At 43.5% G+C, this 25,537-nt stretch carries 21 protein-coding genes; 12 read left to right on the plus strand and 9 right to left on the minus strand.

All coding sequences use genetic code 11. The annotated features are described in order from the left end of the window. Position 1: 1 nt before the first annotated feature. On the minus strand, positions 2–1,414 hold the full coding sequence (locus tag GQR89_RS19085) for an FAD/NAD(P)-binding protein (RefSeq protein ID WP_158771603.1): 1,413 nt from the start codon (positions 1,412–1,414) through the stop codon (positions 2–4). A 155-nt stretch (positions 1,415–1,569) separates the two neighbouring features. On the opposite strand from GQR89_RS19085, the gene GQR89_RS19090 reads away from it, so the two are divergent. Continuing rightward, entirely contained in the window at positions 1,570–2,181 is a 612-nt protein-coding gene (locus tag GQR89_RS19090; protein ID WP_158771605.1) for a TetR/AcrR family transcriptional regulator, read from the plus strand. 48 nt (positions 2,182–2,229) lie between these two features. Here GQR89_RS19090 and GQR89_RS19095 read toward each other — a convergent pair whose 3' ends face one another. Both GQR89_RS19095 and rpmE read right to left on the minus strand, forming a co-directional pair. Further along, entirely contained in the window at positions 2,230–3,477 is a 1,248-nt protein-coding gene (locus GQR89_RS19095; RefSeq protein WP_158771607.1) for a malic enzyme-like NAD(P)-binding protein, read from the minus strand. A 321-nt stretch (positions 3,478–3,798) separates the two neighbouring features. Beyond that, complete coding sequence (gene rpmE / locus GQR89_RS19100) at positions 3,799–4,014, minus strand: 50S ribosomal protein L31 (RefSeq protein ID WP_158771608.1); 216 nt, start codon at positions 4,012–4,014, stop codon at positions 3,799–3,801. A 226-nt stretch (positions 4,015–4,240) separates the two neighbouring features. Between rpmE and priA the strand changes: the two genes are divergently transcribed. From priA to hslU, 4 genes are all read left to right on the plus strand, one after another. Next, on the plus strand, positions 4,241–6,418 hold the full coding sequence (gene priA, locus GQR89_RS19105; RefSeq protein ID WP_158771610.1) for a primosomal protein N': 2,178 nt from the start codon (positions 4,241–4,243) through the stop codon (positions 6,416–6,418). A gap of 144 nt (positions 6,419–6,562) precedes the next feature. Then, positions 6,563–7,093, plus strand: a complete 531-nt coding sequence (locus GQR89_RS19110) for an SPOR domain-containing protein (protein WP_158771612.1) — start codon at positions 6,563–6,565, stop codon at positions 7,091–7,093. Positions 7,094–7,290: 197 nt separating this feature from the next. Next, entirely contained in the window at positions 7,291–7,815 is a 525-nt protein-coding gene (gene hslV / locus GQR89_RS19115) for an ATP-dependent protease subunit HslV (protein ID WP_158771614.1), read from the plus strand. A gap of 72 nt (positions 7,816–7,887) precedes the next feature. After that, a complete protein-coding gene (hslU, locus tag GQR89_RS19120) occupies positions 7,888–9,219 on the plus strand; it encodes an HslU--HslV peptidase ATPase subunit (protein ID WP_158771616.1) in 1,332 nt (443 codons plus the stop codon). A 487-nt stretch (positions 9,220–9,706) separates the two neighbouring features. Here the strand turns inward: hslU and GQR89_RS19125 are convergent, their stop codons facing one another. The 6 genes from GQR89_RS19125 to nhaA all read right to left on the minus strand — a co-directional run bounded on the left by GQR89_RS19125 (position 9,707) and on the right by nhaA (position 15,757). Further along, complete coding sequence (locus GQR89_RS19125; RefSeq protein WP_158771618.1) at positions 9,707–10,837, minus strand: serine hydrolase domain-containing protein; 1,131 nt, start codon at positions 10,835–10,837, stop codon at positions 9,707–9,709. A 144-nt stretch (positions 10,838–10,981) separates the two neighbouring features. Next, positions 10,982–11,971 carry a PA2778 family cysteine peptidase gene (locus GQR89_RS19130; RefSeq protein WP_158771620.1) on the minus strand — a complete coding sequence of 330 codons (990 nt, stop codon included), beginning with the start codon at positions 11,969–11,971 and terminating at the stop codon, positions 10,982–10,984. Between the two features lie 29 nt (positions 11,972–12,000). Beyond that, positions 12,001–12,375: a PA2779 family protein gene (locus GQR89_RS19135; protein ID WP_158771622.1), complete on the minus strand. Its 375-nt coding sequence runs from the start codon at positions 12,373–12,375 to the stop codon at positions 12,001–12,003. Positions 12,376–12,742: 367 nt separating this feature from the next. Continuing rightward, on the minus strand, positions 12,743–13,915 hold the full coding sequence (locus GQR89_RS19140; protein ID WP_158771624.1) for a lipopolysaccharide assembly protein LapB: 1,173 nt from the start codon (positions 13,913–13,915) through the stop codon (positions 12,743–12,745). A gap of 94 nt (positions 13,916–14,009) precedes the next feature. After that, positions 14,010–14,537, minus strand: a complete 528-nt coding sequence (locus GQR89_RS19145) for a Rap1a/Tai family immunity protein (RefSeq protein ID WP_158771626.1) — start codon at positions 14,535–14,537, stop codon at positions 14,010–14,012. 14 nt (positions 14,538–14,551) lie between these two features. Beyond that, on the minus strand, positions 14,552–15,757 hold the full coding sequence (gene nhaA, locus GQR89_RS19150) for a Na+/H+ antiporter NhaA (protein WP_158772328.1): 1,206 nt from the start codon (positions 15,755–15,757) through the stop codon (positions 14,552–14,554). Between the two features lie 205 nt (positions 15,758–15,962). Between nhaA and GQR89_RS19155 the strand changes: the two genes are divergently transcribed. The 7 genes from GQR89_RS19155 to secF all read left to right on the plus strand — a co-directional run bounded on the left by GQR89_RS19155 (position 15,963) and on the right by secF (position 25,396). Next, positions 15,963–16,853 carry a LysR family transcriptional regulator gene (locus tag GQR89_RS19155; protein ID WP_158771628.1) on the plus strand — a complete coding sequence of 297 codons (891 nt, stop codon included), beginning with the start codon at positions 15,963–15,965 and terminating at the stop codon, positions 16,851–16,853. Between the two features lie 248 nt (positions 16,854–17,101). Continuing rightward, a complete protein-coding gene (locus GQR89_RS19160; RefSeq protein ID WP_158771630.1) occupies positions 17,102–18,496 on the plus strand; it encodes an N-acetylmuramidase domain-containing protein in 1,395 nt (464 codons plus the stop codon). Between the two features lie 38 nt (positions 18,497–18,534). After that, positions 18,535–18,966 (plus strand): 3TM-type holin, encoded by a 432-nt coding sequence (locus tag GQR89_RS19165; protein WP_158771631.1) that lies wholly within the window; start codon positions 18,535–18,537, stop codon positions 18,964–18,966. A gap of 438 nt (positions 18,967–19,404) precedes the next feature. After that, a complete protein-coding gene (locus GQR89_RS19170) occupies positions 19,405–21,579 on the plus strand; it encodes a glutamine synthetase III (protein ID WP_158771633.1) in 2,175 nt (724 codons plus the stop codon). A gap of 220 nt (positions 21,580–21,799) precedes the next feature. Next, positions 21,800–22,369, plus strand: a complete 570-nt coding sequence (locus tag GQR89_RS19175) for a hypothetical protein (protein WP_158771635.1) — start codon at positions 21,800–21,802, stop codon at positions 22,367–22,369. A 154-nt stretch (positions 22,370–22,523) separates the two neighbouring features. Continuing rightward, complete coding sequence (secD, locus tag GQR89_RS19180; RefSeq protein ID WP_158771637.1) at positions 22,524–24,413, plus strand: protein translocase subunit SecD; 1,890 nt, start codon at positions 22,524–22,526, stop codon at positions 24,411–24,413. Between the two features lie 11 nt (positions 24,414–24,424). Next, positions 24,425–25,396 carry a protein translocase subunit SecF gene (gene secF, locus GQR89_RS19185; RefSeq protein ID WP_370460972.1) on the plus strand — a complete coding sequence of 324 codons (972 nt, stop codon included), beginning with the start codon at positions 24,425–24,427 and terminating at the stop codon, positions 25,394–25,396. The last annotated feature ends 141 nt before the right edge of the window (positions 25,397–25,537 follow it).

Here is a 25,537-nt window from a genome sequence, read left to right on the forward strand (position 1 = left end):
ATTACGCTCCTTGTGCAGCATCAGCTGCTAAATATTGCTGCAATTTGCCCATAGCAGGCATAGCGTTCTCACGCAGGCGATTCAAAATCATCATTTTTTCCATGTCCGTTTTATCAACGCTACGCACTAATTGACTAAATCCATCTAATCTGTTGTTTAACAGCCACTTTTTAAGTTCTTTATCTTGAGACCAAATATGCTGATTACGCATAAATGCCACGGTTATGCGCAACCAATCCATAACATCATTTGGTAAAGGGACGACACCACAAATATGATTTTTAGTTTTTTCATCAGGATAGGCAGCCTCAATATGGGCAATAAAGGCTGAACTAAAAGCCGGTTGATATGAACGTACGGTTTGCGGCGTAATAACATTGCCAGCAAAAATAGGCTTCACAGTTAAGTTGGTAATTGCACTGGCTGAACAATCAACATGTATATGTTCTGGACTGGTTTTTATTTCACCTTGCTCGAGTTGTATATTGTCATGACCAACATGGGTCACACGCCCCATTCGAACCATATTTTTAATTCTTTGTAGTTGAGCCAGTTCCATCTTACTGATGGTGGCGCCGTGGAACATTTTTGGCCATACGTTACTATCTAAGCGCAAAAACACCCCTGCTTTCTCTAAGCGCTCAAACATATCGTGTACCGAAGTAGATTGAGCAATGGCTTCCATTTGCGACGCCTGAGCGCCAATCGCGTCATTAAAGAATTCCACTGTTGGCTGGGTGGTCTTACGATCGATTAACCATGCATCTCTTGGCATAATCCATTGGATATCATCTGGGTCAACGTTATTCTCTAATAGCCACAGCACCGCATCGATGCCTGTTTTACCGCCACCAATGATAACGAAACCAGCGGGTTTGTTAGTAATTTTCACTAAATCATTGATAGGTATAAACTGGGCGTTATTATCAATAGTAAAGCTGGGTTTATGGGTGCTAGGCACTGACGTTTTAAGATACGTCGCATCGACAATTTTATTCTTTATTGTGACTTGATGCTCATCACCATTTAGCATGGAAATAAACTTACCATCACCCTTATAGTCACACATAGGGAAGTAACTTACGCGTCCGGATGTTAAAAAACGCTCGCGCATAATATTATCAAAATATGCACTGACTTCTGCACCGCTGGCTAATTCATTTAAGCCTTTATTTAAACCCACTTGATCAATGCAACCTTTGCTCAATTCGGTAGAACTGACCCCATAAAATGCAGATGGTTGATGTAATGTGACAAAAGGGTATGCCACATTCCAGTGACCTCCAGGCTTTTGATACTTGTCCACAATTATAATATTGGCGTCAGTTTCACTCAGTAAAACATCGGCAAAAGCCATACCGATGGCACCAGCACCAACAATTAAATAATCAGTTTCATGGGTTATAGTTGTCATTCTTATTCCTGTGTCTCACGGGTTAATTTCGTTTGCACACGGGTCTAAGCGCAGGTGCAATATTTTTTCGGATATAGCCATAGACAAAATATCAATTGTACATAACACTGTTATATTAAATAATAACAGCGTTATAGATGTCAAGAGAATGTTAATTGAATATTACCAAACGTAAAATACTGAGCGCTGCATCTGAGTTATTTTTAGCCGGTGGTATTGCGGCCTTGAGTGTACGCTCTATTGCAAAACAGGCAGGCGTATCGACGATAGGCATATACAGTCATTTTAACGGCAAAGAAGGAATTTTGGATGAGTTATACATTCAAGGGTTTGAGCTGGTTATGCAGGCCATTCAATTCGAGCAAGAAAAACTAACAGCTAAGCAAATTTTACTTAAAGCCATAAAGGGTTACTTTGCCATGGCCGAAGCCCATGAAGGTCATTACCGATTAATTTTTGGGGAAAGCGACAGCCGATACGCCCCCTCTGATGAAGCCAAAGCAGTGGCAGAGACTGCGTTTGGTACACTTATTAAAGTCACAGCCTTACTATTGCCCCAAGACGCCAACTTGGCTTTAAAGCAAAAAAATGCGTTAGAAATATGGGCGTTTTTGCATGGTTATGTCAGTTTGAAACACCATGCTGTTGCCAGTGTATTCCAAACACCTAACTGGTACTCATTGGCTGAAGAAGCACTGGCAATGCACATTGATGCTATTCTTGCCAAATACGCAGTGCCCCTAACATTGAACGATAGGCCACTCTGATATTATAAAAAAGCGCTCAGCGCTTTTTTATAATAGCTAAACAATACTTTAATCTTGCATGTAGCCTGATGGTAACTCTTTAAGTACTGCCACGCCTGAATCGATAGCTGCTTGAGCAACTGCGGTAGCAACCCGCTTTAACAAGCGTGGATCCATCGGTTTCGGAATAATATACTCTCGGCCAAACGTTAAGCTCGTTAAGTTACTCGCCGCCAGCACTTCTGGTGGCACGGGTTCTTTGGTAATACTTCTAATGGCTTCAACTGCGGCTATCTTCATCTCATCATTAATTTCTGATGCTCTGACATCGAGCGCCCCACGGAAAATAAAGGGGAAACACAGTACGTTGTTCACCTGATTCGGATAATCAGAACGCCCTGTGGCCATAATAACGTCATCACGCACAGCATGGGCTAACTCTGGCTTAATCTCAGGATCAGGATTTGAACAGGCAAAAATAACAGGGTTAGCTGCCATTAATTTTAGCGCTTCTGGCGGCAATACATTTGGCCCAGATACACCGACAAAAACATCTGCCCCATCAAGCGCATCTTCAAGTGTGCGTTTATCGGTATTATTTGCGAACAACTTCTTATGCGGCGTAAGGTTATCTCGACGTGTATGAATAACACCTTTGGTATCCAGCATATAGATACGCTCGCGCTTGGCGCCACATTTAATCAATAACTCCATGCAGGCAATAGCGGCGGCTCCCGCGCCCATACACACAATCGTCACGTCTGTCAGGTCTTTGCCCTGTACTTCCAGTGCATTAAGCATACCCGCTGCAGTCACAATCGCTGTACCGTGTTGGTCGTCATGAAACACTGGGACTTTACAACGCCTAATCAACTCTTGTTCAATTTCAAAGCACTCAGGAGCTTTAATATCTTCTAAATTAATGCCACCGAACGTATCAGCTATGTTTGCCACCGTATTGATGAAATCTTCAGTTGTCGTGTGATTAACTTCGATATCAATAGAGTCAATACCGGCAAAACGCTTAAATAACAGAGCCTTACCTTCCATAACTGGTTTAGAGGCCAAAGGGCCTAAGTTACCTAGGCCGAGAATAGCGGTACCGTTTGTGATAACCGCCACTAAATTACCCTTGGCGGTATATTTATAAGCAGCATTTGGATCAGCAGCAATTTCTCGAACAGGTTCAGCTACGCCTGGGCTGTATGCTAACGCTAAATCTGTCACTGTTTCTGCTGACTTGGTTAGCTGAATCGCTATTTTTCCTGGGATAGGTTTGGCATGATAATCCAGTGCTTGTTGACGAAAATCAGACATCTTAGTCTAGATCCTTAAATGTAGGGTTGAATCAGAGTAGTTTTCAGTTTTCGCTTTATCATGTTCCTAGCTTCAATTTGTCGAAACTATTTGTCCGAACACAGAATTATTATCATGGCGAAAATCCGCTAAACATCCACTTATCAGGTATCTCTACCCGATAAATTCAACTACATCATAATTTACTTAAGATAGCCAAAGCTAATAACCGTTATGAATGATGAATAATGTTTGTCTCAAAGAATGGAAAAGAATTAAGGTTGATAGATTGCAGACACAAAAAAAGGCGCTAAAAGCGCCTTTTTTATTACGTTTTTTCGCTTACTTCTTAGTGCTAAGTGCGGTAAAACGTTTGTTGAACTTGTCAACACGACCACCAGTATCAACGTTACGCTGCTTACCAGTGTAGAAAGGATGGCAAGCTGAACATACGTCCAAGTTGATATCTTTCTTCAAAGTTGAGCGAACGACGATTTTGTTTCCACATGAGCATGTTGCAGTCATGTCTTGGTAGTCTGGATGTATACCTTGTTTCATGGATTACCCTTAAAGTAAGGCCGTATCGCTATCCAACCCGAAGTTGAACACCATACGCAAATTAAATTCAAATTATGCGATCAATGCGGCTTGCCGCAAAGAGCCGGGCATATTAATGTAACACCTTGCCCCGATCAAGCTCTATTGCTGAATATATGGACAATTATACAAACTTCAACTGCCCATGCCCTTAAAAACCACCAACTTAAAAGACGATTAGCCTGTTATGCCCATTATCTGCGTTGCTGTTCCTGTTCCCAAGCGCCAATTTTTTGAATACCATCATACAAGCGCCCTTGAACCAGGTATTCGGGTACGCGTGCCATTCGGGCCTCGTCAATTAATTGGAGTCGTACTCGATACAACCGAGCATTCGCAATGGCAAAGCAATAAGATAAAAGCCATCATTGAGGTACTCGACAGCGAATCAATTTTCAGTCCTGTTCAGCTCAAGCTTTGCCAATGGCTAAGTCAATACTATCAACACCCTATTGGTGATGTACTGCATAGCGCCATGCCTGTTTCGCTGCGTAAGGGCGGCTCAAGTCAACCTAAACCTGTTAGCTATCTGCGCATCACAGAAGAAGGTCAGCAAACGTCCCCAGAAAGCTTGGGGAAAGCACGCAAACAACAACAATTACTCGTGCAATTACAAAAAGGTGAAATACGCTATTCCAGTGTAATGTCCGAATATGCTAGCACTACCGTCAAGGCACTAGTGGAAAAGGGGTTTGTTAGCCAATTAGAGCGGGTACCGTCACTAGATACCAATTGGCTGGCGCATTTGAGTATTGGCGATAAACCCACACCGAATATTGAACAAGCCATCGCCATTAGCCAAATCACTGGAAAAATTGGTCAATATGCCAGTTTTTTAATTGAGGGGGTAACAGGAAGCGGAAAAACCGAAGTTTATCTGCAAGCCATAGAAAGTGTGTTAAGCAAAGGGCAACAGGTGCTTATTTTAGTACCGGAAATAGGTTTGACCCCACAAACAGTGCAGCGTTTCGCTGAGCGTTTTAATGTACCTGTGGGTATTTTGCATTCAAATCTGACTGACAATGAGCGCTTACTCGTTTGGCAACAAAGTTATGCTGGTCAGCTTCCCATTATTATTGGTACGCGCTCAGCCATTTTCACCCCCATGCGCAACCCAGGTATGTTAATTGTTGATGAAGAGCACGACGCATCTTATAAGCAGCAAGATGGTCTGCGTTATCATGCTCGTGACTTAGCCGTTATGCGCGCCGTTCAAGAAAATATTCCTCTAGTGCTCGGCTCTGCAACCCCAGCACTTGAGTCACTCAACAATGCACTGAATGGTAAATATGAACATCTTATTTTGAATGAGCGGGCGGGCAATGCCTCGCACCCAAAACAGCAAGTGCTGGATATCCGTAACCAACCTTTAGAATTTGGCCTAGCAAAAGGCATTATCGAGCGCATTGGTCAGCATTTAGCACAAGAAAGTCAGGTAATGTTATTTATTAACCGTCGCGGTTATGCTCCAGCATTAGTCTGTCACACATGCGGTCATGTGGAAGAATGTCCAGGATGTAATAAACCGTATACCTTGCACAAGCAGCTTTACAAATTACAGTGCCACCACTGTGGCAGCGCCAAAGCGATTCCCAAGCGCTGCCAAAGCTGTGGTGGTACTGAACTTGGCGCCATGGGTGTCGGTACAGAACAACTAGAGCAAGGTTTACAACAGCTTTTCCCGCAATATAAGAGTGTGCGCATCGACAGTGATAGTGCTAGGGGTAAAAACCGTCTTAACGACATGTTGGATAAAATTAATCGTAACGAATACCAAATTCTTATCGGCACACAAATATTGTCCAAAGGACATCACTTCCCAAACGTTACGTTGGTGGTAATCTTAGAAGTAGACGGCGCTCTTTTTAGCGCTGATTATCGGGCAGCAGAGCATCTTGCCCAACTGGTCACGCAATTAGCTGGGCGTGCTGGGCGTGCTGAAAAACCCGGCGAAATGTGGCTACAAACTCATGACCCTAGTCATCCCTTGCTACAAGATTTGCTCAATAATGGTTATTCTCACTTTGCTCGCTATGCATTACTTGAACGCCAGCAAGCAATGTTGCCACCTCATACTTATCAGGCACTGTTTCGAGCTCAATCAACTGATGCTCGCTTAGCCAATCAATTGCTAATTGATATCGCGACTCAATTTAGCTATTCAAAACATGTCCAGTGCATCGGCCCGCTGCCTGCTTTGATGGAAAAGCGCCAAGGTAAATTTCGCATGCAGTTAGTATTAATGAGCAACAATCGTGGCGCACTGCAACATGCTTTGGCACACGCCATGCCTAATATCGAACAACTGCCTCTGGCGACTAAAGTACGTTGGGCATTGGACGTCGACCCACAAGATTTCATGTAACATCCTTGGGGATAAACGCTTCAATCAACAATACAACCGTCAATAGCTGATGTTATTTCACCTTAATACTAAATTGTGATTGAGGATTAATCTGAGCAGGGTAAAATCCGCGACTCTTCTAGCCTTAGTATTCGGATGTTAAAGATGGCTCACAAAGATTATGTCGCCCGAGGGCGTAACCCTAAAACCCCTCCAGAACCAGAAAAGCGCGCTTTACCTTGGGTTCGTATTGTCGTCACGTTGGCATTGCTCTTCGGTTTTGGCTACTTTTTATGGTCAATAAATGACAAAGCGGAAGATCCTGCCCATAAAAAAGCCAGTACCAAAAGTGAACAAGTTGACCCTTTACCTGATGCACCAGAAGAAGAATGGGAATTCATCAAAACCTTGCCTGAATATAGTGTTGAAGTTGACGTAGAAGAACGCGAAGCATCAGAAAAACGTTATTTGATGCAGTGTGGATCCTTTAGAAAACAAGGCCAGGCAGAGGAATTAAAGGCACGTATTGCCTTTCAAGGTTTGGAAGCACAAGTGCGTGCCAGTGATGGCTCATCAGGACGCTGGTATCGCGTTATTATTGGTCCATACGAAAGCAAACGATTAGCCGAAAAGCAACGTCATACATTACAGCGAGCAAAAATAAACGGCTGCCAAATCTGGTTGTGGAATTTATAAACGCATCCTTCATACCGCTTATGTAACCTCTCGATAAAAGAGCTGCTGTTTGGTAGCTCTTTTTAGTTCGGGGCGTTTACGTTTTGACTATTCTTCGTTACTTGAAAATTTATGATTGCTCCCCACATCTAAGGCAATTGTTGTAATGCCCAATCCCATTTTAGTGTGCATTGCTGTTAAACCATTGAGGAATTTCTGTGACTACAATCGTATCTGTACGTCGCGGTAACCAAGTTGTTATCGCTGGCGATGGCCAAGTTTCACTTGGCAACACCGTAATGAAAGGCAACGCAAAGAAAGTGCGCCGTCTTTATCATGACAAAGTCATTGCTGGCTTTGCTGGCGGTACTGCTGACGCCTTCACTTTATTCGAACGTTTCGAGTCAAAATTAGAAATGCATCAGGGCAACCTAACACGTGCAGCAGTCGAATTAGCCAAAGATTGGCGAACTGACCGCATGCTGCGCAAACTCGAGGCTTTATTGGCTGTAGCCGACGAGACGGCTTCTTTTATTATCACCGGGAACGGTGACGTTGTTCAGCCAGAAAACGACCTAATTGCTATCGGTTCAGGTGGACCTTACGCTCAAGCTGCTGCGAGTGCCCTACTAGAAAATACTGAATTAACCGCAGAGGAAATAGCCCAAAAAGCCTTAACTATTGCCGGTGACATTTGCGTGTTTACCAACCATAGCCAAACCATAGAAAAAATTGATTACTAACGTTCGTTGTTTTTAGACGAGCCAGACGCCGTACACGCGGCTGTTCAAGTCCAAACATATAAGGGTTAACTTATGTCAGAAATGACCCCAAGAGAAATTGTCCACGAATTGGACCGCCATATCATTGGCCAAAAAAATGCAAAACGTGCCGTATCAGTTGCTTTACGTAACCGCTGGAGACGTATGCAGTTAGACGGTGATTTACGCCAAGAAGTCACGCCAAAAAATATTTTGATGATCGGCCCCACAGGTGTGGGTAAAACTGAAATCGCTCGTCGTTTAGCAAAATTGGCTAACGCGCCGTTTATTAAAGTGGAAGCGACCAAATTTACCGAAGTGGGTTACGTCGGTAAAGAAGTCGAAACTATTATTCGTGATCTTGCTGATATCGCGGTGAAAATGGCCAAAGAGCAAGAAACGACAAAAGTTAAATACCGCGCTGAAGAAGCCGCTGAAGAGCGTATTTTAGACGTATTATTGCCACCAGCAGAGAATCAGTGGGGCGAAAAAGAAAAGAGTGAAGATAAAGGCACCCGCCAGACTTTCCGTAAGAAATTACGAGAAGGTCAGCTAGACGATAAAGAAATCGAAATCGATGTGGCTTTACCTCAGGTCGGCGTAGAAATTATGGCCCCTCCAGGCATGGAAGAAATGACCAACCAATTACAAGGCATGTTCCAAAATCTATCTGGATCCCAGAAGAAAAAGAAAAAGCTTAAGATCAAGGAGGCCTTCAAACTATTAATTGAGGAAGAAGCCGCGCGCTTGGTCAATCAAGAAGACTTGAAAGCCAACGCCATTGAGTCCCTTGAACAAAACGGTATTGTTTTTATCGATGAAATCGACAAAATTTGTAAACGCGAAGGCTCTACCAGTGGTGGCGATGTTTCTCGCGAAGGTGTTCAGCGTGACTTGTTGCCTTTAGTGGAAGGCTCAACGGTATCCACTAAACACGGTATGGTGAAAACCGACCACATCTTGTTCATTGCATCAGGTGCATTTCAGATGGTCAAGCCTTCTGATTTAATCCCAGAGTTGCAGGGCCGTTTGCCTATTCGTGTTGAGTTAGAAGCTCTAACAGCTCATGATTTCATACGTATTTTAACGGAGCCAAACGCGTCCCTTACTGAGCAATATATCGCTTTGCTTAAAACTGAAGGCGTTGACGTTGAGTTTACCGAAGAAGGTATTGAGCGTATTGCTCAGGCTGCATGGCAAGTTAATGAACGTACTGAAAACATTGGCGCTCGTCGTTTGCACACAGTAATGGAGCGTCTAATGGAAGATATCTCATTTGATGCCTCTGAAAAAAGTGGCGAACAGCTCACCGTCGATGCGAAATACGTGAATGATCACCTAGAAATGCTGGTTGAAAACGAAGATTTAAGCCGCTTTATTTTATAATCGACTTAAAACAACTATCAACAGAAATCCTAAAGACGAAGTCAGCTTAATGGCTCCGTCTTTTTTTTGCCCATCGAACCTGCCCTATCTGTTTTACCAATAGAATATTTAGCCACAACATTAAACATACTATGTTTATTTGAACCAACAAGGTAAAGGTCTCGAGCGTGCTGCAAACCACGGTATTTTGTCCACAGAGGTAGGCAATTCACCAGGTCAAATAGCCAGCGCTCAAGGCGTTTTACTTAGTATTCAAGCGTGTAGACAAATCTATCAGCGCAGAGTTGGCTCCAATTCGGCTGCTTTTTCGCAAAGTATAAACACATACTTACATGTGGGCTTAGGAACATGCGACTAAATAGATTCTGCTAAAGTGCGTTGGAGCAATGGTGAAATAGAAGAACTTACTCTTTATCAAGAGGGTGAAAAAATATCCATTGCCGCAAAATACTAACCGCGACCGCGCCTCTAAATACGTTTACGCGGCTTACTTACCCAAACAAGCATAAACTTGCTTAATCAAGTTTTGGCTGCGTGCGTCACCAACTAAATCTGGGCTCATTTGATTACACACATAGCCCATAGATAAACGGTTAATTGGATCATGACAGCCAAACGAACCGCCCCATCCGCTATGTCCAAAGGTCTTGGGCTCTTTACCATAAGTATTGGCTAACGAATTAACGACCAAACCCATCGCCCAGTGTACAGGCAAGCCAATTAAGTCATCCGAGCGGGTGCTCTGTACTTCGGTAGTTTTAGCTAGGATTTCAGCACTAATTAGGCCTTTATCAGCACTGTATAATTCATACAGGCTAGCCACCGCATTTGCGCTGCCATGGCCGTTTACTGCCGGTAATTGAGCACAGCGAGTTTGGCTTTTTAGCATAAAATCAGCTCGTAACACTGGATTCGTCATGCTCGCGAGCGCATAACTAGGCATATTTTTAGGCATTGAAGGAGCACGCGTTGGGGCAAATAAGTCAGCGATTCTAGCATGTTGACTTTCCGGTAAACCGATATGAAAGTCGATGTTATTTGTTTGACAAATTTTTTGTTGGAGATATTCGCCTATGGTCAATCCCGATACTCGGCGAACCACTTCCCCCACTAAGAATCCAAACGTAAGCGCTTGATAGCATGTTCTAGAACCCGGTGGAAAGAACGGTGTTTGAGCCGCAAGTTTCGTACAACATAGTTCCCAATCAAGTAAATCATCTAAAGTGGTGGGCGTTTCAAATGCGTTCAGACCTGACTGATGTGACAGCACTTGCGCTAAAGTTATGTCTTGCTTGCCGTTGTTGGCAAATTCAGGCCAGTGCGCAGCGATACAATCACTGTACCGCAAACGCCCCAGCTCGACTAAATGCGCAATACACAGTGCAGCTATGCCTTTAGTCGTTGAGAATACATTGACTAGGGTGTCTTGTTGCCAAGGAGCGAGCGCTGCGTTTCGAGTACCGGCGTGTATATCAACGACAAGCTTTCCTTGATGAAAAAGGGTAAATGCCGCACCTTGCTCGGGCGTTGCGCTTTGTGGCTCAAAATTAGCTTTGAATGCGTCAACCACTAAATTAAATTCAGGCTCCCAAATACCTTTTATTTCAATTGATGACATAAAATACTCCCACTGTAATGGCAACTATCAGTGCGTAATCACCTTGCTATTGAACCTTTTTAACACGGTTAAATGCTTATGTAATATCAGCGTTTTTTATGTCTATTTATTAGCCGCTCAGTAGATGCAGAACCGCGACTTTAGCTACAATCGAACTAACGGACATTGCGTCGCCGCTTTGTTGCTTAAAATTGCTGCATCATGGGTCAAGGTAGAAATTTGTTGCTGCGTATCAAGCGCATTAACATCATCTGGTTGGTAAGCTAACGCTTTATCAATCATAATTTTTGCTTGGCTCACACAGCCCAATCGAGCTAACGCATAAGCGTAATTATTCAAATAAGGCACATTATCTTGTGCATATTCATAGCCCTTTTGATACCAAATGACAGCTTGTTGTAGGTCAACCGTTAGGTAATCATTAGCGAGTAAAAAGTAACTTAACCAATAGTCTGGCCACGTCGATATAGCAGTTTGTAGGGAGGTACGCCCAGCTTGCTTTTGCCCAGTACTTAACAAATCTTGAGCAGCTTGGGTATAAGCAAGTGGCGTAAATTGACTGCTTATTTTGTCAGGAGGAACCGCTGCCAAAAGCCAATAATCCCCTCGAGCCCAAGTACGCTCAAAGGTAGTAAAATTAAGTCTATGTCGCTTAGTTTCCCCTGTATGCAGAATGACTTCTTGTGCGCTTATGTCGTAACCGATAACGACTGCATAGTGCCACATAGGTAACCAAGAAATAGACACGTTTTGCAAAACGACTACTGGAATATCATCGCGAATAAGCCCCAATAACTGTTGAAAGCTTCCTCTTTTGGCGTAAGCCAATAGGCCCTGTTGGCGACTCGCAGAGACCATTTCAAGTTGCAAACTACCCTCTAATGCGGGTACAAATAAATTAGGCGCAATGTCTTGCGGCGTTGAATCCGCACCATAGAAATTAAACACTTCGGCTAATGTGGTAGGGCCGCAATAGAACGCTTGCTGGGAATAAAACGGCACATTGGCAATTTCATATTTATCAGCAAAGTTGTGCTCATTAGCGAGTAGCTGCTGGGTTTGTGGGGCGCTTTGACACGCGCACAATATACCTAAAAGGCTGACAATGATGCCAGCCCTCCAACCATTAAGCATAATATTGATGTCTCTCGATAAAGCCAATATTAAGAATTAATTGGTCGAATGAAGGGATAAACGTCAGTCACACCGAATAAATCAAGTAAAGCAACCACGGCTAACACCGTAATAATGGCGCCGACGATGCCACCTGCGGGCATGGTATTCATCTGCTCGTTCAGTGAATTTAACTCGCCTTGTGTCATGTTATTGATGCGGTTTTTGGCATCAACTGGATTAACGCCTAGTTGTTCAAGCTGCGCTAACACATCTTGGCTATCAACCATTGCCAGCACTTGCTGCTTACTAAATTGATATTGCGCCTGATTCAGTACGTCATTTGAGGTATACACACCAGCTGAAGCTGTACCTAGGCTGATAGTTAACAATAATGCGCTAATGAGTGTGATTAGTTTAGTCATGGTGTTCTCTTTTTAAGTTATTAAATGTGGGCCAATTCGATCGTGACATATTCACGAGGCTCCAACACTTGTATTTATCAGTATCGGTGAGGATACACCTGTCGGTCAGTAAGGTAACAACACATTGTTATGACTGATCTACTTCAAGCACATTTACAAGTACTGTGCCAATAGAGTAAGCGATTAAGACGCACGGATTAATTGTTTAAATAACAATAAGTTAATAAGGTTAAAATAATATGCAGGTTTAGCGGCTGTCGCAAATAACCAACGAAAAAAGAAAAGCCTACGTGACTTATGTAATTAGTTCACGGTACACAAATCCACGCTAGGGGCCAATCAGAATCGACCGCAGGTTATGGGCTAACTAATGTAGTGTATTGATTTTCGCTTGATATAGCTTTTTATCGTCAGACAGATACGAAATCTGCATCGCTGTTTTCAGCGATGCTTTGGCATGACCCAATTCGCCTAGCTGATATTGCGCTTTCGCCAAACCAAAAAAGCTTTCATGTAAGTATGGCGCTATAAGAGCGGCCTTTTGGTAATAACGGGCTGCTTTCCTATGATGACCTTGTTGATAGTTCTGGTCAGCAAGGTCAATCCAACTATAGGGGTTGTCATCATCTGCATTCTCAATCAGCCCACGCCAATGAGTGGCGTCCTCAAAACGTCCCGCTTCTTCCAATAGGTTTACATAATTCCATATCATGTCGATCGACTGAAGCTCATGATCGATGGCGAACCGATATATTTTTTCTGCTTGCGCAAAGTTATCTGCATGCTTATACAAAACAGCGAGCGTATTAAGCGTAGCGGAGTTAGATTTTGACTGAGATAACGCTGCGTTTAAAAGCGAAAACGCGCGATCATATGCATGGTTAATGAGTGCTTCACTGGCTAGATTCTGATAGAACATCGAAACAAAATTCTGGCGAGAAACGGAACTCCCTACTACGTCACCCTGTTGAGGAAAGTAGTCAACAATTAACTGGGGAGTTCTGAAATAAATGAAATCCGGGTCTTTAACAAAATTCGGCTCATGTAACACAGTCCGCACATGAGAAGACAGCGTCATTACGCTGCTATAACGCTGATAAATAGGCGCTGAGTTGACTTTTTGATATTCGATATCAACGCCAACCAGTTCAGCAAGAGCCGTGGTCAAAATAGCCAACGATAAACAATTCCCAGCTTGGTTAGTCAAACTCTGTGCTGCCATGAAAGTATCACCACGAAAATCAAAGCTAGCCGTATATTGACTCAAATAATCATATAAGCGTTCATGACCTTTCACATCGGCATTTGCTGGGTCGTTATAGTAATTTAAAAAATTCTGTTGCTGACTAGGAGTAAGAGAGAATATATCTACAACGCTGGGGACGTTTTGCAGTTTGAAGTAGTCTTTAGGGATTTCTAAATCAGTATTCTTAGCTGTTTCAACATAAACCGCTTTGCTAGGTGTATGACTACTGCACCCAACTAATACAAGAACGGCTAATATAATCGCAGCTAAACACCTGTCATAAATAAACCGCATTTAACATCCTGTTTTCAATGGAGATAACACTTAAAACGAGTATTTGCTATTTGCACACAAAACACAATCCCCCTAATGACAGAGTTTCCTTCTGCTAATTTCCCTCACATGGGTAGGCTTTTTTAACGGCTTCGTATACCTCACTTTCCATAGTCTGCCTATGGTTTAGCTCATTTGGTAAAGCATTCACTACCGACACAACCACGTCATGATCGACATCCGCATCGGGCAAGCAAAATTTAGCTAAATAGGTTTCGGCATCAGTCGCTCTTGAGTTACCTACTCGGGTTCGTATAGCTCGTTGAGAAAACGAACTCATCCCTTTATTGTCTTCTAATCCACGCATTATCTGAGTGTCTGTGAGCACAGCTCCGTGTAAGAAGCCCTTAATAAATTGGTAACAAGTTGAGCTGGGTAATTGCTTTATATTTTGCTGATTAGCGGATTCAGATTTCAGCACTTGGCAACTCTGCCACACTCCATGCGTAGCGTCATTGCCTCTCGAGGCTTTGGTATCCATCATAGCGGAAGATACATTGGGTAAAACCGCTAGCCCTAGGCTCAGAAAAATAACCTGATAAGATTTATTATTTACAAAATTTTTGATCGATAAATTGTGCATAGCATTCTCCACAGTTAAGTCTGTTGAGCGGCTTCACGCTCAATACGTTCTTTAGATTTAGCGTTACTTCTGGCCAGCAAAGCAGCCCCCAGCACGGCAGAGATCAACGACCCAAGCAACACACCCACTTTTACGCTAGTTTGATACGCTAAACCTTGCTCCTCGAATGCCAGACTGCCGATAAATAAACTCATGGTAAAGCCAATACCACACAGCAAACTCACACCATATAACTGGACCCAGTTGGCCCCATCTGGCAATTTGGCTAAACCCATTTTTACGGTTAACCAACACACACCAAAAATACCTAGCTGCTTGCCCACAAACAGACCGGCAGCGATCCCCAGTGTAATAGGGTTGAGTAAGTCAGACAAACTTGCTCCAAATAATGATACTCCCGCATTGGCAAAGGCAAATATTGGCAGCACCACAAAGGCGACCCAAGGATGAAGCTTATGCTCAAGGTGCGGCAACATAGGGTGGCCATCTTCGTTTCTCAACTTAAGGGGAATAAACCAAGCTAGAGCAAAACCGGCTAAAGTTGCGTGAACCCCGGATTTAAGTACCGCAGCCCAAACCACCACGCCAATTAAGACATAGGCAGCCTGGCGACGCACATTGAAATGATTAAGTAAGAACAGCGCAAATAAACCGACAAAGGCGACAATCAGCGAGGTGGTAGATAAGTCCTGTGAGTAAAACAGGGCGATAATCACGATCGCACCTATATCATCAAAGATAGCGACGCTGAGCAGAAACAACTTTAAGCTCAATGGCAGAAATTTGCCGAATATAGTAAAAACACCGACGGCAAAGGCGATATCAGTAGCAGATGGAATTGCCCAACCATTTACCGCAACCGGATCGTCAGCGTTAAACCACACGTAGATAAGGGCAGGAAATGCAATTCCTGCTATTGCGGCAACGGCCGGCAAGGTGATCTGTGAAATAGACGACAGTTGTCCATCAAGAATTTCTCGTTTGACCTCAAGTCCCACCAAGAAGAAAAATATAGCCATGAGTCCATCGTTGACCCATAACAGTAACGGCTTGGCGATTTCGAATGCACCAAAGCGAATGCTGACTGGTATTTCCAGCAGTCCATTATAAAAACCAAACGCTGGAGAGTTAGCCAAAATCATTGCAACCGCAGCGGCAATAACCAGGATCACGCCACCTGCAGCTTCGTGTTGTATTAATTTACTTAAGTAGGTTGGCACGGTCATATTCTTCCCTATAAGTAGGTGGCACGGTCATATTCTTCCATATTTGGTTTAGGGTTAGTCCTATGCCACCTCAATATTTTAGACTTTACCTGAGGTGTTTCAAGTATTTAATATAAGCGCCAAGTCAAATTAGGTATAGTCGTTTATTGTTGATTTTTAATCAGGTATTTCCTGATAACGAACTCGCAAGGTATCAACCATGAATCAATTGAATTATCAGCACTTATACTATTTTTACGTGACAGCTAAACAAGGCAGTATAATAAAGGCGTCTAGTGTTTTGCACCTCACCCCTCAAACCATCAGTGAGCAAATTCGGACACTCGAGGCCTACTTTGGCTTTGATTTATTTGACCGAGTAGGTAAACGTCTGCAATTAAATAGTCAGGGAAAATTGACTTACAATTTCGCCAAAGACATTTTTAGTTTGGGAACCGAGTTATTAATGTCAGTGAAAAACCAACGGCAAAATCAGCAATTAGTGTTATCAGTTGGTGTAACAGACGTGCTACCAAAAGTACTCGCCTTTGATATGTTTCAGCGTTGTCTTACTCAACATCCTGATGTGCGGCTAATATGTAAAGAAGGCGATTTAAATAGTCTCAGCGCGGAACTGGCATTGAATAAAATTGATGGCATATTGTCTGACAGGCCGTTACCACGCTCGAGCAATATTAAAGCCTTCAACCATCTATTGGAGCGTAGTGGATTAAGCTTTTTTGTCGCTCAAAATCAGGCCCATGAATATATCGATAATTTCCCGCAATGTTTAGACAGTAAACCGTTTTTAATTCCAGGCGATAAATCTGCACAAAAACTATCGATTCTGGCCTGGTTTGCCAAACATAAGATCACCCCTCAAATATCTGCTGAATTTGAAGATGGTGCACTTATGAAGATATTTGCTCAACGTGGCTATGGCGTATTTTGCGCACCCACATCCGTCGAAATCGATATAGAGAAACAATATAAAGTGAAAGTGATCGGCAGAACTGATTCGCTAACGGAACGCTTGTATCTCATTTCTCCTGAGCGCAAGGTCAGCAACCCTTTGCTTACCCCCTTTATGACCCGGGCTGTCAAAATTTAACGCCCCTCGAGCGCATTGATATAAAGTTGCCAGCTGTATATTTTTTAACCAAAAAACTAGTAAAGTACTGTAAACCTGCTATCAATTTAAGAGGAATGAATAGATAGCAGGAGGCACATCATGTTCTTTCGGATAAAACCCTCTATTTTAGCACTACACCACTTAGTTACGTTGCTAATCCCCCAAAATTACACACTACGCTTTATCAACAAGCCAAAGCCCGTTGTTTTAAGTAATGAGTCATTATCATGTTAGGAGCAGTGAGTGCAGATTTACTCAATGTGCGCAGCATGCCCACGATCACCAGCGCAGTTGTTGGTCAATTAACCAAGGGAATGGTCATTGTTGCCACGCCCATGCAACATGATTGGGTACAATTTCGATTCAGTGGCACATTTGGATTTGCCGCGGGGCATTACTTACAACCTGTTAACGATCTCACCCGACTGACAGGCACAGTGAATACAAACCTATTGAATATACGTCAAGGTCCAAATGCTAGTGCAAAAGTAATAGCGACTGTCGCCCTTGGTGCATCGATCAAAACATTGGCAGTCATAGGCGATTGGCTAGAAGTAGAGTTCAACGGCCATCAAGCCTATACCTTGGCAAAACATGTAGACTTGGTTTACGCAAATAACGGCTACTACGCCATCGTAACGGCTACCACATTAAACGTCAGAAGTGCGCCCAATCAACAGGGTAGCGTTTTTGGTCAATTAGCTGCTGACAGTACCGTTTGGGTAGAAGGCGAGCAACAAAACTGGTGTCAAATTCGTTTTAACGGAAATCGTGGCTATGTGGCAGGTGCATACTTGCAGCCCACTCTCCCAGTCTCTGAGCTATATCCTGCAATCTCAAGTGATCATGGCGATGAATTATTTGACGAGACAGCACAGGAGCAAATTGACGACGAGGTAAGCCCACTGACACCACTGCATGACCCGCAACCACGTTTAACCCCCGATATTATTCTGGCCGTAGTAGGCACTAAAGAGCAGCGCGCCGTAGCAGCAACATGGAATCGTTGGGGTGCTTTACTTAGTCAATTATGCTCTGAGAAAGAGTTAGAGGTAGCCTGCGCAGTCGCCGTGTTGTGCGTCGAGAGTCGAGGTAAGGGTTTTGAGCAAAATAATGCCGACCGACTTATTATCCGTTTCGAGAATCACAAATTTTGGAAATTTTGGGGAAAACACCACGCTCAGCAATATCGACAGCATTTCACTTACAATTCGAAAAAGGTATGGACTAAGCATCAATGGCGAGCCAATCCTGCTGATCCCTGGCAAGGGTTTCACGGCGAGCAATCTAGAGAGTGGCAGGTATTTGAATTTGCCCGCAGTCTGGATGAAGACGCCGCAATGCAGTCAATAAGCATGGGTGCACCGCAAATCATGGGATTTCATTTTGAACGCATAGGTTATCAGTCCGTTGTAGAAATGTTTGATGCTTTCTCTTTAGGTATTCCTGCGCATATTGACGGGTTATTTGAATTTTTCAATCACACCATGCGCCAACATTTACGAGACCAAGCTTTTGAAAACTTCGCCGCACTATATAACGGCAGCGGACAAAAAGAGCTGTACGGGCGACTAATCGCCAATCATTACCACGCGTTCAATAAGTTACTCCCGAACGCTTAACCCCTTTATGCCCATCAAGTTATGCTAGGAGCAAGATCATGAACGTATTTTCTTTTATCAGTAATTTATTTGAACCCGCTGTGAAGTTGGTTGACGAACTTCACACCAGCGACGAAGAACGCTTACAACTGCAAAGTCAGATCAAAGCGGTGGAAAACGAATTGCTTGCCAAGGTAATTGACTACGAAAGTCAATTATTGCAGAGCAAAACTGCCATTATCACCGCGGAAGCCACTGGACAATCTTGGATACAGCGTAATTGGCGCCCTATTACTATGTTGACCTTTTTGGCGCTAGTTGTAATGGACAGCTTTGGCTGGTTACCTAATCCATTGGCTAAAGAAGCTTGGATTTTACTTCAGATTGGCTTGGGGGGATATGTAGCAGGACGTTCAGCCGAGAAGATCACTCAGCAGTATTTACAGGCCAGACCGGCTGACAGTAAAACAGCACCAACGGCTAAAGGATAGTCTTTTTAACTCGCTAGGCCTACCTTTATGGTCTATACATCCACAGGTCAAAAAATGATGCCGGACCTACTCGTTAGGCGAGCATCCCGAACGCATAGTTGATTGTCGATAGGCGTCGCACCAAAAATAAGCAAAAATACCAACAAGATCAAAATTCGCACCAAAATAGAACGCTTAGTTCCAATATTCTCGATCTGATTGCTGTTTGAGGGTAGTTGAAAATGTCATAGAATCTTGCCCACAAGGGTCATTTTCATTGGTTTTAGTCAGTAAATGAGAGCGTTAACAAGACATTTTAAGCTATTCTCAATATTGGTGATAAAAACAGCATTTTTTGGCGCGCTTATTGAATAGTTAAGAATCTATTCTGAGGATGCACTTCAACGCTATGAAAGCGACTCAGCTTACAAACACCTATTTTACGCCTAAGGAAACTCTATGTCCGGTCACGCTTCACGCTTAAACGCTATTACGCAAATCACCAACAGAGCACCAATACAGTGCGAAGTTCCACCACCTTTGACTGACATTTGGGCAACGGACGTTTTCGGCTTAGCAAAAATGGAAGAAGACTTGTCCAAGAATGCGTTTAAAGCCATTAAAAACACCGTTATTACTGGTGCTCCTCTTGATCCGGCTACTGCAGACGTTGTGGCGTCAGCAATGAAAACGTGGGCAATCAGTAAAGGTGCAAAGTTCTTCTCGCATGTTTTTTACCCTATGACCAATATCACCGCTGAGAAGCATGATGGCTTTATTATTACTAACCCTGAAGGTGCGGCAATCACAGAATTTACCGGTAGCCTACTTATTAAGGGCGAACCCGACGGGTCATCTTTTCCTAACGGCAGTTTACGTATGACCAATGCAGCTCGAGGTTATACCGCTTGGGATCCTACGAGCCCTGCATACATCATGCATACTGCCAATGGTGCAACCTTGATGATACCAAGTGTCTTTCTCTCTTGGACCGGTGAAGCCCTAGATAAAAAAATCCCACTTTTGCGTTCAAATGCGGCAATGGACAAAGCCGCACGTAAAGTACTCACCCTCATGGGCGAAGATAAAATCGCCACGCTTAATGCCAGTTGTGGCGCCGAGCAAGAGTATTTCTTGATTGATGAACATTTTGCCAACCTACGCCCTGACTTATTACTTGCTGGACGTAGTTTATTCGGTGCTCCTCCGGCGAAAGGTCAACAATTCGATGATCATTACTTCGGTGCAATTCCAGCCCGTGTACAGGTTTTCATGCAAGCTTATGAAGACAAACTATATCGCTTAGGCATTCCAGCGAAAACGCATCATAACGAAGTCGCCCCTGGACAGTTTGAAATAGCACCTTATTTCGAATCATCTAACGTTGCAGCTGATCATCAACAATTAATGATGACTCTGATGAAAAGCACTGCCAAGGAACACGGATTTTTATGTTTATTACATGAAAAACCATTTGCAGGCGTAAATGGCTCAGGTAAACACGTTAACTGGTCAGTAGGAAATGCCACTCAAGGTAACTTGCTTGATCCAGGTAGTACCCCCCATGATAACCTTAACTTCTTGTTATTTTGTGGTGCTGTTATCCGCGGCGTACATAAACATGGTGGTTTGCTGCGCGCGGTTATTGCCTCTGCATCAAACGATCACCGTTTGGGTGCCAATGAAGCCCCACCCGCAATTTTGTCTGTCTATTTAGGCGACCAATTAGAAAGCGTATTTAATGATATCAAAGCTGGCAAATTGCTTGAGAAAGCCAAAGGCGGCTTAATGGACTTAGGCTTGTCGCAAATTTTAAAATTTGAAAGAGATCCGGGTGACCGTAACCGTACTTCACCGTTCGCTTTCACCGGCAACCGGTTCGAGTTCCGTGCAGTAGGCTCATCTCAATCTGTGTCAGGTCCTTTGGTTGCAATGAACACTATGCTAGCCGATTCACTCGACTGGATAGCTGAAAAACTTGAAGCAGCTCTAGCTAACGGCACCGATAAAACGGCAGCTGTTATCATAGTGCTTAAAGAGCTAATGGAATTACACGGTAACGTAATTTTCGGCGGTGACGGTTACAGCGAAGCGTGGCACAAAGAAGCTGTTGAAGTGCGCGGACTTAAAAACTTACCTACCAGCGCTGATGCATTGCCTGAGTTTAAAGACCCAGCGGTAGTCGATTTATTTATCAAAACAGGTGTATTGTCAAAAGATGAGCTGTTAAGTCGTTTCGAGGTCTACGCAGAGCAGTATATCTTATCCCTTGAAGTGGAATCCAAGCTAGTCATCGATATGGCAACCACACAAATATATCCTGCGGTAACCCAACACCTAACGCATTTAGCCGATGTTAGCCAAACACTTTCAGGTCTGAGCTTAACACTGGAAAATACAGATTTAGCTGAAGCGGTTACCCAAGCTAACGCAATGATGAGCGCGGTTAACGAACTTAAAGCCGCATTGGAGGAACACGATTTTGACAGCACTGAAGCCCATATGAGCTTCAGTGCAAAAACGCTGTGCCCTCTATTAGTTAAAGTACGTGAGCACGCAGATAAATTAGAAACAATGGTCGCTGACGACTTATGGCCATTACCTAAGTATCAAGAAATGCTATTTATCAAATAAGCTTACTTTGTATCGCTAAAAACATTGTGTCTTTAGCAAGAAAGGCGACTATAAATAGCAAAATGATAAAAAAATAACAAAAGGAGCTTCGGCTCCTTTTTTAATATCAGTTCTGATAATGCGTTCGATCTTTTCTTATTTTGTCACACTCTTTATCTTGTATTTACGTCATTCGTCACTATCATAGCGTCACTTTTATTGATGGATTGAATTGATTTCCATGTGGGTTTGGCGCGCGTTTATTTTCAGCTTAAGTATTGCTCTTTTTGCAGCGATAATTAGTCCTGCCCGCGCAACAGAAAATCTAGGTCAGTTCACAGATTATACCGTTTTCGTGAAAACTACTGTGCATAGGGATGGGAGCGATTACGAAAGTGTAAACGCGCATATATCTCCCGATCAGATGTTTCATGCATTGCTGTCAGAATTTAGCTTATCTGAATGCACGAAGACGCCAGTCAAGCGCGCTAACGATCGAAATGATAGTGACCAAAACGACCATAAAACTCCCGTCTATGAAGTCAGGTTTAACCACAATGTCAGCTTACCGCCTTTCGAGCGTCAAGCTGCCAGTGCCTTTGGATCTACATTTCAAAGTGAGCCTATATTTGTCTTAGTGCATGAATTTTTGCCTGAATTTTTAGACCTAAAATATTTCTTAGCGCCATTAACAGCAAATAATGCAGTGCCATGGTATCTACGACCAGACGCACCGAATACTCACAGCCGCCTAGCTGGCTGGAAAGACGGAAATACTCAGTATACCGGCACCCTCACCTACTCAAGTTAGTACGTTCTCGCGCTTATAAAGTGCACATTTCTTGTTAGTACACCTATATAGAATTTAATTTTGCGCGTGCGTATTACTGCACCAGCGCTCCCCATTTGACCGAGACGCTTTTCAGCTAATCATTTACGTCATATGGGTAAATATGAGAACGAAAATGCGTAAAACTAATACAAAGCCCAAACATACTTGGCAAATACTGGTGATCATTATCACTGTGGTCATTCTGGGATTAAATGCCATTCCCACGTTATACGGCAATAATAATGCCTTGCTAATCAGTGGCATTAACCCAACTCAATCGCTGCCTAACACGCAACAACTGCGCAATTTAATGCAGCAAGAAAATATTCAAGTCGAGCAAATCATAAATGGCGATGCTGATAGTAAGATTGTTATCGGTGGTGATGATGAAGCACTTTTGCGCGCCCAACAGCAGCTTAAAAATAGCTTAGGTGATGGCTATCAAGTACGCTTAGGCAACCAATCGGCCGCACCTAAATGGCTTCAAGGACTAGGCATGTCACCTATTAAGTTAGGCTTAGACTTAAGCGGTGGCGTGCTGTTTGTGTTAGAAGTTGATACCAACAAAGCCGATCAAGAACGCCTTAGTAATGCTAAAGATGAAGCGTTACAGATCATCCATGACCAAGGTCTACGCGGTATGAGTGTTAAAGTCACCGCCTTCGATAACAAAGTTGTTGACGGTTCGCTCAAAGCAAGCCTGCCACCAGCAAGTCAAGCCAATACTGACGGCAAAATTGAACTGAGTTTTCTCAGCCATCAAGCCTCCCAAACAAAAGCGATGGTCAGTGAATTACAACAACGTTTGCCGGGCATTACATACGCGCAAACAGGTGATCGCAGCGCTACTTTAGCTTTTTCAGAACAGAGTATTAGTACCTTTCATCATGAAATTATGGCACAGGCGCTGACTACTTTGCGTGGCCGTATCGAAGAGTTAGGTATTACAGAAGCGGTTACTCAGCGTCAAGGGCAAAGCCGAATTCGTATCGAATTACCTGGTGTAAAAGACCCTGAACAGGCCAAACGTATTATTGGTGCCACCGCCTCATTGGATTTTTACGAAATGGCGAGTAGCGGCACTGTAGGTGCGAAAAGTTTTACTGATGAAAACGGTCGCCGTTTGCGCGTCGCTCCAAAACCTATTTTTACTGGTTCTAACATTGAAAACGCTAACTCAGGGCGGGATGAAATGGGTATTGCACTGGTAAATCTGTCACTAGATGGTATCGGTGGTAAAAAGATGTCTGAGTTTTCCAGAGATAATATTGGTAACCCCATGGTGACTATTTTTTCCGAGTACCACAAAAACAATGCTGATGAGATGATTAAAAATAGTCGAGTGATCAGTGTAGCGACGATTCAAAGTCAACTAGGAAATCGCTTTAGCATTACCGGCTTAGACAGCCCTCAAGCCGCTTCTGATCTTGCATTATTGTTACGTGCTGGCTCGTTAGATGCGCCGATTACCATTGTTCAGCAACGTACAATTCAAGCATCGCTTGGTAAAGAAAATGTCAGCAACGGCATCATGGCATTAGCCATTGGCTTGGGTATCACCTTGGTTTTCATGGGCTTGTGGTACCGCAAACTTGGCCTTATCGCCAATGTCAGCTTGGTGCTTAACCTAGTGTGTTTGTTAGGCTTAATGGCCTTATTACCAAATGTTGTGCTGACGCTGCCTGGTATAGCCGGACTGGTATTAACCGTTGGCATGGCAGTCGATACCAACGTGTTGATTTTTGAGCGAATAAAAGAAGAACGTTCACGAGGTCGGAGTAACTTTATGGCTATTGAGGCTGGCTACAAAGAAGCCTTCGCCACTATTTTGGATGCCAACGTGACCACAATGATCACGGCGCTAATTTTACTTAGCATTGGTTACGGCCCAATCAAAGGGTTCGCCATGACCTTAAGTTTAGGCATTCTAACCAGTATGTTTACTGGCGTATTTGTCGCCCACGTACTGACATATATCGTTAAACCGAAAATCACGGTTAAACATCAGGAGCTAACCTCATGAACGGAAGATCTATGAGCAGTAAATCAATTATACGCAACGACGCAAATGTTCTTAACAAAACCGAAGCGCTCGCTGCACCGTTAGCCACGTTCAGTAAATATCGTTTGGCAGGTTTTTATCTTGCCATTACCTTGATGGTACTCTCTGCATTAGGGCTTGGATTTAAAGGGTTAAATTTAGGTTTAGATTTTACCGGTGGCTATATGACCGAGTTCACTACGTCACAAAGTATCGATAAAGGGCAAATGCAAAATCAATTAGCTACGTATTTAACCGGTGACTTTGAGCTAAATAGCCGCACTGCTGATACCCAATGGACCATCCGTCAGGCAGATGACACTGCGCACGTAATAAACAAGGATTGGCTAAATAATTTCGCCACGCAAACTGGCTACGATATTACACCCCAAGACTCGGTGTTTATAGGCTCGCAAGTGGGTTCAGAGTTAGTCGACAATGGCGGTCTAGCGCTACTTGTAGCCGCAATAGCCATGATGCTGTATTTGACCTGGCGCTTCGAGTGGCGTTTGGCTTGTGGCTCATTAGTCGCATTAGTTCACGACGTATTGGTCGTACTAGGATTGTTCGCCTGGCTTGGCTTACCGTTCGATTTAACCGTACTTGCCAGTGTGCTGGCGATCATCGGTTATTCATTAAACGATTCTATTGTCATCGGCGATAGATTACGCGAAGTTATGCGCGCTAAAACCAATATGAACATGAGTGATATAGTCGATACTGCTGTTAAATCGACCCTGACTCGTTCGCTTATAACGTCAGGCACTACATTGGCGACCATAGGCGCAATCTGGATATTCGGCGGTCAGCCTTTGCAAGGCTTTGCTATCGGTCTTTTTGCCGGCGTGGTGTTCGGTACGTTATCGTCAATCGCGGTATCGGCAACTATTCCGCAACTGATTGGTTTAAAACCAGAATTCTATCAGCATCGCGCTCAAGAATTATTGGTTAACGACGAGCCATAAGCACGACAATAATTAATTAACTTAAGATACAACACGCCCATATTAATGGGCGTTTTGTTGATATATATGACGCAACGGATCTTCGTCCATTTAGAACGGTAATAATCCATGTAGCGAGAGCTCTAAATTCCATTTTTTAAC

This window comes from Paraglaciecola sp. L1A13 (assembly GCF_009796745.1).
Taxonomy (GTDB): domain Bacteria; phylum Pseudomonadota; class Gammaproteobacteria; order Enterobacterales; family Alteromonadaceae; genus Paraglaciecola.

Excerpts from the sequence above, each read along its gene's own strand:
- GQR89_RS19125 (WP_158771618.1), bottom strand. The coding sequence starts at position 10,837 with ATGTCATCAATTGAAATAAAAGGTATTTGGGAGCCTGAATTTAATTTA.
- secF (WP_370460972.1), top strand. The coding sequence starts at position 24,425 with ATGAGCAGTAAATCAATTATACGCAACGACGCAAATGTTCTTAACAAA.
- secD (WP_158771637.1), top strand. The coding sequence starts at position 22,524 with ATGCGTAAAACTAATACAAAGCCCAAACATACTTGGCAAATACTGGTG.
- GQR89_RS19170 (WP_158771633.1), top strand. The coding sequence starts at position 19,405 with ATGTCCGGTCACGCTTCACGCTTAAACGCTATTACGCAAATCACCAAC.
- GQR89_RS19165 (WP_158771631.1), top strand. The coding sequence starts at position 18,535 with ATGAACGTATTTTCTTTTATCAGTAATTTATTTGAACCCGCTGTGAAG.
- GQR89_RS19160 (WP_158771630.1), top strand. The coding sequence starts at position 17,102 with ATGTTAGGAGCAGTGAGTGCAGATTTACTCAATGTGCGCAGCATGCCC.
- GQR89_RS19110 (WP_158771612.1), top strand. The coding sequence starts at position 6,563 with ATGGCTCACAAAGATTATGTCGCCCGAGGGCGTAACCCTAAAACCCCT.
- GQR89_RS19130 (WP_158771620.1), bottom strand. The coding sequence starts at position 11,971 with ATGCTTAATGGTTGGAGGGCTGGCATCATTGTCAGCCTTTTAGGTATA.
- rpmE (WP_158771608.1), bottom strand. The coding sequence starts at position 4,014 with ATGAAACAAGGTATACATCCAGACTACCAAGACATGACTGCAACATGC.
- GQR89_RS19155 (WP_158771628.1), top strand. The coding sequence starts at position 15,963 with ATGAATCAATTGAATTATCAGCACTTATACTATTTTTACGTGACAGCT.
- hslU (WP_158771616.1), top strand. The coding sequence starts at position 7,888 with ATGTCAGAAATGACCCCAAGAGAAATTGTCCACGAATTGGACCGCCAT.
- priA (WP_158771610.1), top strand. The coding sequence starts at position 4,241 with ATGCCCATTATCTGCGTTGCTGTTCCTGTTCCCAAGCGCCAATTTTTT.
- GQR89_RS19135 (WP_158771622.1), bottom strand. The coding sequence starts at position 12,375 with ATGACTAAACTAATCACACTCATTAGCGCATTATTGTTAACTATCAGC.
- GQR89_RS19140 (WP_158771624.1), bottom strand. The coding sequence starts at position 13,915 with ATGCGGTTTATTTATGACAGGTGTTTAGCTGCGATTATATTAGCCGTT.
- GQR89_RS19175 (WP_158771635.1), top strand. The coding sequence starts at position 21,800 with ATGTGGGTTTGGCGCGCGTTTATTTTCAGCTTAAGTATTGCTCTTTTT.
- GQR89_RS19095 (WP_158771607.1), bottom strand. The coding sequence starts at position 3,477 with ATGTCTGATTTTCGTCAACAAGCACTGGATTATCATGCCAAACCTATC.
- GQR89_RS19085 (WP_158771603.1), bottom strand. The coding sequence starts at position 1,414 with ATGACAACTATAACCCATGAAACTGATTATTTAATTGTTGGTGCTGGT.
- GQR89_RS19145 (WP_158771626.1), bottom strand. The coding sequence starts at position 14,537 with ATGCACAATTTATCGATCAAAAATTTTGTAAATAATAAATCTTATCAG.